The organism is Pseudomonas sp. Pseusp18, assembly GCF_059506005.1.
In genome coordinates, this window is record NZ_CP169240.1 from 2,233,387 (window position 1) to 2,246,326 (window position 12,940).

Genomic DNA, 12,940 nt, shown 5'->3' on the forward strand with positions numbered 1-12,940 from the left:
TCCACCAAGAGTGTTCGGCGCCTTCATCGCCCCGAACGCAGGCTGATAAAAATAACAGGAGCCAGCATGGGCCAGACTCGTTTTGCCAGTGGGCGTCAATTGGATCTGATTTGCCTCGGACGCCTTGGCGTCGATCTTTATGCGCAACAAGTCGGGGCGCGGCTGGAGGATGTGAGCAGCTTCGCCAAGTACCTGGGCGGTTCGTCCGCCAACATTGCCTTCGGCACCGCGCGACTGGGGCTGAAGTCGGCGATGTTGAGCCGGGTAGGGGACGACCACATGGGCCGTTTCCTCGTTGAATCCCTGGTCCGTGAAGGCTGCGACGTCAGCGGCATCAAGGTCGATCCGGAACGCCTGACCGCCATGGTTCTGCTGGGCCTCAAGGATCGCGAAACCTTTCCGCTGGTGTTCTACCGCGAAAACTGCGCCGACATGGCGTTGCGCGCCGAAGACATCAGCGAAGCCTTTATCGCTTCCAGCAAAGCCCTGCTGATCACCGGCACCCATTTCTCCACCGACGGTGTCTACAAGGCGAGCATTCAGGCGCTGGACTACGCCGAAAAGCACAACGTCAAACGGGTGCTGGACATCGACTACCGCCCGGTGCTCTGGGGCCTGGCCGGCAAGGCGGACGGCGAAACCCGTTTCGTCGCCAGCCAGAACGTCAGCCAGCATGTGCAGAAAATCCTCCCGCGTTTCGACCTGATCGTCGGCACTGAAGAAGAATTCCTGATCGCCGGCGGCGCCGAGGATCTGCTCACCGCGCTGCGCAATGTCCGGCGCCTGAGCGCGGCGACGTTGGTGGTCAAGCTCGGCCCGCAAGGTTGCACGGTGATCCACGGGGCGATCCCGGCGCGTCTCGAAGACGGCGCGATCTATCCCGGTGTGCGCGTCGAAGTGCTGAATGTGCTGGGGGCCGGCGATGCCTTCATGTCGGGTTTCCTCAGTGGCTGGCTGGAGGATGCCAGCGACGAGCGCTGCTGCCAGTTGGCCAATGCCTGCGGCGGTCTGGTGGTGTCGCGCCATGCCTGCGCCCCGGCGATGCCGACCCGCGCCGAACTCGATTACCTGTTCAACAGCCCGGTGCCGATCACCCGGCCGGATCAGGACGTGACATTGCAGCGTCTGCATCAGGTCAGCGTGCCGCGCAAACAGTGGAAGCAGCTGTTCATCTTTGCCTTCGATCATCGCGGGCAACTGGTGGAGCTGGCCCACAAGGGCGGGCGCGACCTGAACGCTATCTGCGAACTCAAACAACTCTTTATCAAAGCCGTGGAACGGGTCGAGGCGGATTTGCGTGAGCAGGGTGTCGACGCCGATGTCGGCTTGCTGGCCGATCAACGTTTCGGCCAGGACTCGCTGAACGCCGCCACCGGTCGCGGCTGGTGGGTGGCGCGGCCAGTGGAAGTGCAGGGTTCGCGGCCATTGGCGTTCGAACACGGGCGCTCGATCGGCAGCAACCTGATCGGCTGGCCGCAAGAACAGATCATCAAATGCCTGGTGCAATTCCATCCCGACGACGAGCCTCTGCTGCGTCTGGAGCAGGAGGCGCAGATCAAGGGCCTGTACCAGGCCTCGCAAGTCAGCGGGCACGAGTTGCTGCTGGAGATCATTCCGCCCAAGGATCACCCGTCACCGCATCCGGACGTGCTCTATCGCGCCCTCAAACGCCTCTACAACCTAGGCATCTACCCGGCGTGGTGGAAGATCGAAGCGCAAAGCGCCGAGGAGTGGAAACAACTCGACGAGCTGATTCAGGAACGCGACCCGTATTGCCGTGGCGTGGTGCTGCTGGGCCTGAATGCCCCGGCGGCGACCTTGGCCGAAGGGTTTCAACAGGCCAGCCAGAGCCAGACCTGCCGTGGTTTCGCCGTGGGTCGGACGATCTTCCAGGAACCGAGCCGCGCGTGGCTGGCCGGTGAAATCGACGACGAAGCGCTGATTCGCCAGGTGCAGGGCACCTTCGTCGAACTGATCGATGCCTGGCGCACGGCCCGAGCCTGAAAAAATTAGCTGATTGATGAGGCTTTTGTGGCGAGGGAGCTTGCTCCCGCTCGGCTGCGAAGCAGTCGCAAACCTGTGAATGCGGTTTACCTGATACACCGGGCTGGTTGATTCGGGACTGCTTCGCAGTCCAGCGGGAGCAAGCTCCCTCGCCACAGGTGATCGGTTGAACATTTTTGAGAAAACAATAAAAGGTGCAGCCATGCCCGCTATCCGAATTGGCATCAACCCGATCTCCTGGAGCAACGACGACCTGCCGTCCCTCGGTGGTGAAACGCCGTTGAGCACCGCCCTCAGCGAAGGCAAGGACATTGGCTACGAAGGCTTCGAACTCAACGGCAAGTTCCCCAAGGACGCCAAGGGCGTCGGCGATGTGCTGCGGCCTTACGACCTGGCGCTGGTCTCCGGCTGGTATTCCAGCCGTCTGGCCCGCCGTTCCGTGGCCGAGGAAATCGACGCCATCGGCAGCCATGTCGAGCTGCTGGCGAAGAACGGCGCCAAAGTGCTGGTCTACGGCGAAGTCGCCGACTCCATTCAAGGTCAGCGCATTCCACTGGTCGAGCGCCCGCGTTTCCACACCGAACAGGCCTGGCAAGAATACGCCGACAAACTCACTGAACTGGCGCGTTTCACCCTGTCCCAGGGCGTGCGTCTGGCGTATCACCACCATATGGGCGCCTACGTCGAATCCCCGGCCGACATCGACAAACTGATGGCATTGACCGGCAGCGAAGTCGGCCTGCTGTTCGATTCGGGCCACTGCTACATGGGCGGCGGCGAGCCGTTGCAGGTATTGCGCAAACACATCGAACGGGTCTGCCACGTGCATTTCAAGGATGTGCGCAAACCGGTGGTGCAACTGGCGCGCAACAATCTTTGGAGCTTCCCGGACTGCATCATCAACGGCACCTTCACCGTGCCCGGCGATGGCGACATTGACTTCAGCGCATTGCTCGACGTATTGCTGGGCGCCGACTACCACGGCTGGCTGGTGGTGGAAGCCGAGCAAGATCCGGCGGTGGCACCAAGTTACGTCTACGCCAAAAAAGGCTACGACACCTTGCGTGCCTTGCTCGACGAGAGGACCGCGCGATGAGCCTGTTGGTCAAGAGCAATGCCCGCGGACGGACCATGGTCGAGCTGGGGCAGGGGGAGCTGGAATATGTCGGCTTCGCGGCTTACCGCCTGAGTCTCGGCGAAACCTTGCCGGTCAGCGCGGGTGACAAGGAGCTGTGCCTGGTGCTGCTCAGCGGTCGGGTCGGCATCAAGGGCGAAGCGCCAGAGCAGGGCGCGTTCGACTGGGACAACATCGGCGATCGTCAGTCGGTGTTCGAAGACAAATCACCGTTCGCCGTGTATTTGCCGCCCGGCAGCCAAGCCCAGGTGGTGGCGCTGAGCGACGTGCAAATCGCCGTTTGCGCGGCGCCCGGTTCGACCGCCGAAAACCTCGGCGCACGGCTGATCAAACCCGACAGCATGAAACGCAGCGTGCGCGGCAAGGGGGCCAACACCCGTTATGTCTGCGACATCTTGCCGGACACCGAGCCCGCCCATTCGCTGCTGGTGGTGGAAGTGCGTACGCCGTCCGGTCACTCGTCGAGCTACCCGCCGCACAAGCACGACACCGACGATCTGCCGCACCAGAGTTTTCTCGAAGAAACCTATTACCACCAGATCAACCCGCCCCAGGGTTTCGTGTTCCAGCGGGTCTACACCGACGATCGCAGTATCGATCAGGCCATGGCGGTGGAAAACAGCGACCTGGTGGTGGTGCCCAAGGGTTATCACCCGGTCAGCGTGCCCTACGGCTATGAGTCGTATTACCTGAACGTGATGGCCGGCCCGAAACGCGTCTGGCAGTTCCATAACGATCCGCAGCACAGCTGGCTACTGGATCTCTAAATTCCAACATTCAAAGGGAGAACAAGAATAATGAGCGACGCCCCGGTCATAGGCCATTACATCGACGGTCAGCTGCAGGACAGCGGTAGCGAGCGGTTCAGCAATGTCTTCAATCCGGCCACCGGCAGCGTTCAGGCGCGGGTCGGGCTGGCCAGCCAGAAGACCGTGGACGAGGCCGTCGCTTCGGCCATGAAGGCGTTCCCGGCCTGGTCCGAGCAATCGTCCCTGCGCCGTTCGCGGGTGATGTTCAAGTTCAAGGAATTGCTCGACCGCCATCACAACGAACTGGCCGAAATCATCAGCCGCGAACACGGCAAGGTGTTCTCCGACGCCAAGGGCGAAGTGACCCGTGGCATCGAAATCGTCGAATACGCCTGCGGTGCGCCGAACCTGCTGAAAACCGATTTCAGCGACAACATCGGCGGTGGCATCGACAACTGGAACCTGCGTCAGCCATTGGGCGTCTGCGCCGGGGTCACACCGTTCAACTTCCCGGTAATGGTGCCGCTGTGGATGATCCCGCTGGCACTGGTCACCGGCAACTGCTTCATCCTCAAACCGTCTGAACGTGATCCATCCGCCAGTTTGTTGATGGCTCGTTTGCTCACCGAAGCCGGGTTGCCGGACGGTGTGTTCAACGTGGTCCAGGGCGACAAGAGTGCGGTCGATGCCTTGCTGCAACACCCGGACGTCGAGGCGATTTCCTTTGTCGGCTCGACGCCGATTGCCGAGTACATCCACCAGCAAGCCACCTCGCGCGGCAAGCGTGTACAGGCGCTGGGCGGGGCGAAGAACCACATGATCGTCATGCCCGATGCCGATCTGGATCAGGCGGCGGATGCGCTGATCGGCGCGGCTTACGGCTCGGCCGGTGAGCGCTGCATGGCGATTTCGATTGCCGTGGCCGTGGGCGATGTCGGCGACCAGTTGATTGCCAAACTGCTGCCGCGCATCGATCAATTGAAGGTCGGCAACGGCATGCAGGGCGACAGCGACATGGGGCCGCTGGTGACCGCCGAACACAAGGCAAAGGTCGAGGGCTTTATCGGCGAAGGCGTGGCCCAGGGCGCGCAGCTGATTGTCGATGGGCGCAACTTCAAGGTGCCGGGCGCCGAGAACGGCTTCTTCGTCGGCGCCACGTTGTTCGACAAGGTCACGACCGAGATGAGCATTTACCAGCAAGAGATCTTTGGACCGGTGCTGGGCATTGTGCGTGTGCCGGACTTCGCCAGCGCCGTGGCGCTGATCAACGCCCATGAATTCGGCAACGGCGTGTCCTGTTTCACCAGCGATGGCGGCATTGCCCGTTCGTTTGCCCGCAGCATCAAGGTCGGCATGGTCGGCATCAACGTACCGATTCCGGTGCCCATGGCCTGGCACTCGTTCGGCGGCTGGAAGCGCTCGCTGTTCGGTGATCACCACGCTTATGGCGAAGAAGGCATTCGCTTCTACAGCCGCTACAAAAGCGTGATGCAGCGCTGGCCCGACAGCATCGCCAAGGGCCCTGAATTCAGCATGCCGACAGCCAAATAATTCACGTGAGCGGAGAACAACAAAAAATGAGCAAACCCCTGCGTTTCGCCTTGAACCGTATGGTCGCCCCACGTTTGTCCCTGCCGGCGTTCATCGAGTTGGCGGTGACCCTCAAGGCCGACGCCATCGAGATTCGCAACGACCTCAAAGGCGTCGAGATCGAGGATGGCACCGCACCCGAACACGTCCGTGAGCTGTGCGCGGCCAAAGGCATCACTGTGCTGTCGATCAACGCGCTGTATCCGTTCGATGTCTGGAATGACGAGCGCCGCGCACACGCCCTGAAGCTTGCCGCTTATGCCCGTGCCTGTGGCGCACGGGGCTTGGTGATGTGCCCATTGAACGACCGCGCCGATCCACGAACCGAAGCGCAGCGTGCGTCTGGCCTGCGCACGGCGCTGAGTGAACTGGCACCGATCCTGCGCGATCACGGCATTCTCGGCTTCATCGAACCGCTGGGTTTCGAAGAATGCTCGCTGCGGCGCAAACGCACGGCAGTCGATGCGATCAAGGCCATCGGTGGGCTGGATGTGTTCCGTCTGGTGCATGACACCTTCCACCATCACCTGGCCAGCGAGCATGAATTCTTCCCTGAGCTGACCGGGCTGGTGCACATCTCTGGCGTCGAAGATGCCGAGGCGCCACTGGCGACCATTCGTGACGGCCATCGGGTGCTGGTGGGCGAGGGCGACATCCTCGGCAATGCGGCGCAGATCGACACCTTGCTCAGTAGCGGCTATAGCGGCTACCTGTCGTTCGAACCGTTTGCCGACAGCGTCCATGGCCTGGCGGATATCCAGACGGCGATCGGCGCGAGCATGGATCACCTGCAGAAATCCCTGAGCTGACATCGGATTTGCATACGGAAAAGGTGCAAGCATGACCACAACAAGACTGACCATGGCCCAGGCCCTGGTGAAATTCCTCGATAACCAGTACATCGAGGTCGATGGGGTCCAGAGCAAATTCGTCGCCGGGATCTTTACCATTTTTGGCCACGGCAATGTGCTGGGTCTGGGGCAAGCCCTGGAACAGGACAGCGGCGACCTGATCGTCCATCAGGGCCGCAACGAGCAAGGCATGGCCCACGCGGCCATTGGTTTTGCCAAGCAACACCTGCGGCGCAAGATCTACGCCTGCTCTTCATCGGTGGGCCCGGGCGCGGCGAACATGCTGACTGCTGCCGCGACGGCCACCGCCAACCGTATTCCCTTGCTGCTGTTGCCCGGCGACGTCTACGCCTGCCGCCAACCAGACCCGGTGTTGCAACAGATCGAGCAGTTCCACGACCTGAGCATCAGCACCAATGATGCGTTCAAGGCCGTGAGCAAATACTGGGACCGGATCAACCGTCCCGAGCAACTGATGACCGCGGCGATCCACGCCATGCGCGTGCTCACCGACCCCGCCGAAACCGGCGCCGTCACCCTGGCCCTGCCGCAAGACGTGCAGGCCGAGGCGTACGACTATCCCGATTACTTCCTGCAAAAACGCGTGCACCGCATCGAGCGCCGTCCGGCCACCGAAGCGATGCTCGGCGATGCCGTGGCGCTGTTCAAAGGCAAGCGCAAACCGCTGATCATCTGCGGCGGCGGGGTCAAGTATTCCGGTGCCAATGCAGCGTTGCAGGCCTTTGCCGAGCGCTTTGATATTCCTTTCGCCGAAACCCAGGCCGGCAAGAGCGCGGTGGTGTCGAGCCATCCACTGAACGTCGGAGGGATCGGCGAAACCGGTTGCCTGGCGGCGAATCTGTTGGCCACGGACGCTGACTTGATCATCGGCGTCGGCACCCGCTACAGCGATTTCACCACCGCGTCGAAATCCTTGTTCAAACACCCGGACGTGCAATTTCTCAACCTCAACATCAGCCCTTGCGACGCCCTGAAACTCGATGGCGTGCAACTGCTGGCGGACGCCAGAACCGGCTTGAACGCCTTGGCCGCTGTGTTGGGCGACTATCGCTCCGGCTGGGGCGATCAACCCCGACAGGCCCGGGCGCAGCTGGACGAGGAAGTCGACCGCCTCTATCAGGTCGAGTACCAGACTCAGGACTTCGTCCCGGAAATCAACGATCACCTGGACCCGGCGGTGCTGCGCGAATTCATCGAGCTGACCGGTTCCTGCCTGACCCAGAGCCGGGTGCTCGGTGTGCTCAATGAAACCCTGGCCGATGATGCGGTGATCGTCGCCGCCGCCGGCAGCCTGCCCGGCGACTTGCAGCGCAGTTGGCGCAGCAAGGGTGTGAACACCTACCACGTCGAGTACGGTTATTCGTGCATGGGTTATGAGGTGAACGCCGCACTGGGGGTGAAGCTCGCCGAGCCTGAGCGCGAGGTCTATGCGCTGGTGGGCGACGGCTCCTACATGATGCTGCACTCGGAGTTGGCGACCTCGATCCAGGAGCGCCGCAAGATCAACGTGGTGCTGCTGGACAACATGACCTTCGGCTGCATCAACAACCTGCAAATGGAACACGGCATGGACAGCTTCGGCACCGAGTTCCGGTTCCGCAATCCTGAAACCGGCAAGCTCGATGGCGGTTTCGTGCCGGTGGATTTCGCCATGAGCGCGGCGGCTTACGGCTGCAAGACCTACAAGGTCAACACCGTCGAGGAGCTGCAAGCCGCGTTGGCCGATGCGCGGTTGCAGACGGTGTCGACGCTGATCGACATCAAGGTCCTGCCCAAAACCATGATTCACAAATACCTGTCGTGGTGGCGGGTCGGCGTGGCGCAAGTCTCCACCAGCGCACGCACTGACGCAGTGGCCAAGACCCTCAACGAACGATTGGCCAAGGCCCGTCAATACTGATTGCCCTGAAACGAACAACAGGAGTGTTTATATGTCTTCGCTTTCCAATTCGTTGCGCATTGGCGTCATCGGCACCGGGGCCATCGGCCAGGACCATATCCGTCGTTGCAGCCAGACCTTGCTCAACAGTCAGGTTGTCGCGGTCACCGACATCAATTTGCAGCAAGCGGCCAAGGTCGTCTCCGATCTGAAGCTGACCGCCGAGGTCTATCCTGATGGCCTCGCGCTGATCAAGGCACCGGACGTCGACGCAATCCTCGTCACCTCCTGGGGCCCGAGCCACGAAGAGTTCGTGCTGGCGGCGATTGCGGCGGGCAAACCGGTGTTCTGCGAGAAACCGCTGGCGGTCACCGCCGAAGGCTGCCGCAAGATTGTCGAGGCCGAAGTGGCCCACGGCAAGCGACTGGTGCAGGTTGGTTTCATGCGCCCATACGATGAAGGTTATCGGGCATTGAAATCGGTGATCGACAGTGGCCAGATCGGCGAGCCGCTGATGCTGCACTGCGCACACCGCAACCCGACCGTGGGTGAAAACTATAAGACCGACATGGCGATCACCGACACGCTGATCCATGAGCTGGACGTGTTGCGCTGGTTGCTCGACGACGACTATGTGTCGGTGCAAGTGGTGTTCCCGCGCAAGACCAGCAAGGCCCACGCCCATTTGAAAGACCCGCAGATCGTGTTGCTGGAAACCGCCAAGGGCACGCGCATCGACGTGGAAGTATTCGTCAACTGCCAGTACGGCTACGACATCCAGTGCGAAGTGGTAGGGGAGACAGGCATCGCCAAACTGCCGGAGCCGTCGCAGGTTCAGCTGCGCAGCGGAGCGAAACTGTCCAATGCGATTCTGATGGACTGGAAGGACCGGTTCATCGCCGCGTACGACGTCGAGTTGCAGGCGTTCATCGATGGCGTGCGCGCCGGGCAGGTCGGCGGGCCGTCGGCGTGGGACGGTTTCGCCGCCGCCGTCGCTGCGGATGCCTGCATCGAGGCGCAGAACAGCGGCCAGATCGTCAAAGTCGGCCTACCGGATCGCCCACGCTTCTACGGCTAAAACCAACCCCGGCCCCGCTGACACTCACCCTGAAATCGGTGTCAGCGATTATGTAGGAGCTGCCGAAGGCTGCGATCTTTTGACTTTGCTTTTTAGAATCAAGATCAAAAGATCGCAGCCTTCGGCAGCTCCTACAGGGGACGTCGTCGACTCTGGTTAAGGAGAAAAAATGCGCATCGCACTAGACCCCTACATGTACCGCAACCTGTCCCTGGGCAAAATGGTCGACAAGGTCGCCGAGCTCGGTTACGAACATATCGAGCTGTCGCCCCGGGAAGATTTTCTGCCGTTCTACAAAGCCCCGCGGGTCGACAAGGCGCGGATCAAGGAATTTCGCAAAGCCCTGAGCGACACCGGGGTCAAACTCTCTTCTTTATTACCGATGTACCACTGGGCCGCCGCCGATGAAGGTTTGCGCGTGGCCGCCGTGCGCAACTGGAAGCGGGCGATCCAGATTGCCGTGGAGATGGACTGCGAGCTGGTCAACACCGAGTTCACCGGCCAGTCGGACAACCCATTGGTCTGCGAGAACCAGTTCATGCGTTCTATGGACGAACTGATCCCCGAGTTCGAACGCGAAGGCATCAAGCTCGATATCCAGGCCCATCCTTATGATTTCTGCGAGCGCAACAACGAGTCGGTGGACATCATTCGCGGTCTGGACCGCGACTGGATCAACTATCTCTACGCCGCGCCGCACACGTTTTTCTATGACGATGGCGTGGGTGACATCGCCTCGATGCTCAAATACGCCGGCTCGAAACTGAGTCATTTGATCATCGCCGACACCTACAACCACAAGGCATCCTCAGGCTTGCGCTACATCGTCAACCCGCCGGGCGTCACCGCCACCGTGCATCAGCACCTGGACATCGGCCAGGGCGAGGTGGACTGGGAAGCGTTTTTCGGCACCTTGCGCGAGATCAAGTTCGATGGCATCGCCACCGTCTCGGTATTCGCCTGGGAAGACCGGCCGGACGAGTCCAACCGAATGATGCTCGAACGCGTGACCCGCGAACTCTGCCAATAACCGCGGCATACACAAAAAACCTGTGGGAGCGGGCTTGTGTGGCGAGGGGGCTTGCCCCCGTTCGACTGCGAAGCAGTCGTAAACCAGTCACTGCTTTCTAAATTCAATAACGCGGTGATTGGTTTTAGGGGTGCTTCGCGCCCCAACGGGGGCAAGCCCCCTCGCCACACAAGCCCGCTCCCACAGGGGCCGCGTTCTATAAGGAGAATACTTTCATGCGTATCGGACTTGTCGGTTACGGCCATGGCGGCCGGTTTTTCCATGCTCCGCTGATCAGCAGTTTGCCGGCGGCGACGTTTGTGGGCGTGGTCACCCGTTCCACCGAACGCCGACAACTGCTGGCCACGGAACATCCCGGTGTGCCGGCCTTCGACAGCATTGGCCAACTGGTCGAAGCCGGGATTGATGTGCTGGTGGTGTCCACGCCGCTCAAAGGTCGTCCGGCGTTGGTGCTCGACGCCATCGAACATGGGGTGGCGGTGGTCAGCGACAAGCCGTTCGCCGCCGATACGCAACAGGCGCAAACCCTGATCACCATGGCCGAGCGTCAGGGCGTGCATTTGAGCGTCTACCAAAACCGACGCTGGGACTCGGATTTCCTCACCGTGCGCAAACTCATCGAGTCCGGTGCCCTGGGCCAGGTCACCCGTTTCGAGTCACGGATCGAACGCTACTCGCCACAGTCGGTGAACAATGGCAGCGGCGGCGGTTTCCTGCGTGATCTGGGCAGCCATCTGGTGGATCAGGCGCTGCTGTTATTCGGCCCCGTCACCCGGGTTTACGCCGAACTGGATTACCTCGAAAAAGGCCAGACCTTCGACAACGGCTTCTTTATGTCCCTGACTCATGCCAGTGGCGTGATCTCGCATCTGAGTGGCAGTTGCCTGCAAAACACCCCCGGCCCGCGTTTTCGCGTGACCGGCACCCAGGGCTGCTACAGCGTCGACGGTCTGGACGGGCAAGAGGCATCGACTCTGGCCGGGCTCACGCCCAAATCCGAGGGTGAGCGCTGGGGTGTCGAAGAGCATCGTCGCTGGGGCTGGTTCGAGCAAGGCGAGGTGCGCGAGCGGGTGCCGTCCGAACGAGGCTGCTGGAACCAGTTCTATTTGCAGCTACAAACCGCGTTACAGAGCGGTGGCCCACTGCCGGTCGAGCCCCGTGATGCACTGGCGACTACCCGCGTGCTAGACGCTGCGCGGCTCAGTTTCGAGCGCCATCAAGTGGTGGCGTTGAGCCCATTTGAAAGCCATGGAACAAAATCAGAATAAAATTCTAAAATGAGTTGATATAGAAATTATTTTCCAATAAAGTCGTTTCCAGGTTGCCGACTATCAACGTCCGATCACGCTCAAGCAGGCCTTGAACGAGTGAAGGGCGCACCAAAAACAAGAAACAAAGCCAGGTACCGTCGATGAAAACCTTCAACTCTGCTCTGCAGGCTTTACGTTCCGCGCTGCACCTCTCTCGCGACCTGCCTCGCGTCTCGTTTCATTCCATCTCTCGCTTGCTTTGCGTCGAACGCAAGGGCGCCCTGGTCTGCTGCATTCCGGGTGCGCCGATTGTCCGCTTGCCCGCTCACTGAAATCGTCACGCCTTATCCATAAAAACCAACAAGAATGTGGAGAAAGACCTTTCATGAAGACCAAGACCCGTTTCGCCTCACTCGCCTTGTCCCTGATGCTCGCCAGCGGTGCCGCACTCGCTGACATGAAGATCGGCGTCAGCATGGCGCAGTTCGACGACACCTGGCTGACCTACCTGCGCGAATCCATGGACACCAAAGCCAAGTCCTATCCTGATGGCGTCAAGCTGCAGTTCGAAGATGCGCGCAGCGACGTAGTCAGGCAGTTGAGCCAGGTAGAAAGCTTCATCAGCCAGAAAGTCGATGCCATTGTGGTCAACCCGGTGGATACCGCCGCCACCAAGAAAATTACCGAAGCGGCGGTCAAGGCCGGCATTCCGCTGGTGTACGTCAATCGCCGTCCCGATGACCTGAACCTGCCCAAAGGCGTGGTCACTGTTGCCTCCAACGATCTGGAGGCCGGCCAGATGCAGATGCAGTACCTGGCCGAAAAAATGGGCGGCAAGGGCGACATCGTGATTCTGCTCGGTGATTTGGCCAACAACTCCACCACTAACCGCACCAAGGGCGTAAAAGAGGTGCTGACCAAGTACCCGAACATCAAGATCGAGCAAGAGCAGAGCGGCATCTGGTCGCGAGACAAGGGCATGACCCTGGTCAACGACTGGCTGACCCAGGGCCGCAAGTTCGACGCGGTCGTCTCCAACAACGACGAGATGGCGATTGGCGCGGCCATGGCCCTGCAACAGGCGGGTGTCGCCAAAGGCAGTGTGCTGATCGCCGGTGTCGACGGTACGCCCGACGGCTTGAACGCGGTGAAGAAGGGCTCTCTGCTGGTTTCGGTGTTCCAGGACGCCAAGGGTCAGGCCGACGGCTCGATCGACACGGCGGTGAAAATGGCCAGGAACGAGCCGGTCGAACAGGCCGTGTGGGTGCCGTATCGCTTGATCACTTTGCAAAACGTTGACCAGTTCAAATAGTCCGTCCGTTCGATAACAACAATAAGCACGCAAGGTTGCGA

10 protein-coding genes are annotated in these 12,940 nt (G+C 60.8%); all 10 read left to right on the forward strand.

Annotation, left to right across the window (positions count from 1 at the left end):
* Positions 1 to 66 precede the first annotated feature (66 nt).
* The 10 genes from ACEN9A_RS10010 (at position 67) to ACEN9A_RS10055 (ending at position 12,899) form a co-directional block, all read left to right on the forward strand.
* Positions 67 to 2,004 (forward strand): bifunctional 5-dehydro-2-deoxygluconokinase/5-dehydro-2-deoxyphosphogluconate aldolase, encoded by a 1,938-nt coding sequence (locus tag ACEN9A_RS10010; protein ID WP_258673378.1) that lies wholly within the window; start codon positions 67 to 69, stop codon positions 2,002 to 2,004.
* A gap of 202 nt (positions 2,005 to 2,206) precedes the next feature.
* Entirely contained in the window at positions 2,207 to 3,100 is an 894-nt protein-coding gene (gene iolE / locus ACEN9A_RS10015; RefSeq protein WP_258673380.1) for a myo-inosose-2 dehydratase, read from the forward strand.
* Positions 3,097 to 3,906 carry a 5-deoxy-glucuronate isomerase gene (gene iolB / locus ACEN9A_RS10020; RefSeq protein ID WP_258673382.1) on the forward strand — a complete coding sequence of 270 codons (810 nt, stop codon included), beginning with the start codon at positions 3,097 to 3,099 and terminating at the stop codon, positions 3,904 to 3,906. The genes iolE and iolB overlap by 4 nt, the downstream gene beginning before the upstream one ends.
* Positions 3,907 to 3,936: 30 nt before the next feature.
* Positions 3,937 to 5,439 carry a CoA-acylating methylmalonate-semialdehyde dehydrogenase gene (locus tag ACEN9A_RS10025; protein ID WP_258673384.1) on the forward strand — a complete coding sequence of 501 codons (1,503 nt, stop codon included), beginning with the start codon at positions 3,937 to 3,939 and terminating at the stop codon, positions 5,437 to 5,439.
* Positions 5,440 to 5,465: 26 nt separating this feature from the next.
* On the forward strand, positions 5,466 to 6,287 hold the full coding sequence (locus ACEN9A_RS10030; RefSeq protein ID WP_258673386.1) for a TIM barrel protein: 822 nt from the start codon (positions 5,466 to 5,468) through the stop codon (positions 6,285 to 6,287).
* A gap of 31 nt (positions 6,288 to 6,318) precedes the next feature.
* Entirely contained in the window at positions 6,319 to 8,250 is a 1,932-nt protein-coding gene (gene iolD / locus ACEN9A_RS10035) for a 3D-(3,5/4)-trihydroxycyclohexane-1,2-dione acylhydrolase (decyclizing) (protein ID WP_258673388.1), read from the forward strand.
* Between the two features lie 31 nt (positions 8,251 to 8,281).
* Entirely contained in the window at positions 8,282 to 9,307 is a 1,026-nt protein-coding gene (gene iolG / locus ACEN9A_RS10040; RefSeq protein ID WP_019649278.1) for a bifunctional inositol 2-dehydrogenase/D-chiro-inositol 1-dehydrogenase, read from the forward strand.
* 169 nt (positions 9,308 to 9,476) lie between these two features.
* Positions 9,477 to 10,337, forward strand: a complete 861-nt coding sequence (locus ACEN9A_RS10045; RefSeq protein WP_007939382.1) for a sugar phosphate isomerase/epimerase family protein — start codon at positions 9,477 to 9,479, stop codon at positions 10,335 to 10,337.
* Positions 10,338 to 10,552: 215 nt separating this feature from the next.
* Positions 10,553 to 11,605, forward strand: a complete 1,053-nt coding sequence (locus tag ACEN9A_RS10050) for a Gfo/Idh/MocA family protein (protein ID WP_258673391.1) — start codon at positions 10,553 to 10,555, stop codon at positions 11,603 to 11,605.
* A 367-nt stretch (positions 11,606 to 11,972) separates the two neighbouring features.
* Positions 11,973 to 12,899, forward strand: a complete 927-nt coding sequence (locus tag ACEN9A_RS10055) for a sugar ABC transporter substrate-binding protein (protein ID WP_019649275.1) — start codon at positions 11,973 to 11,975, stop codon at positions 12,897 to 12,899.
* Positions 12,900 to 12,940: the final 41 nt, after the last annotated feature.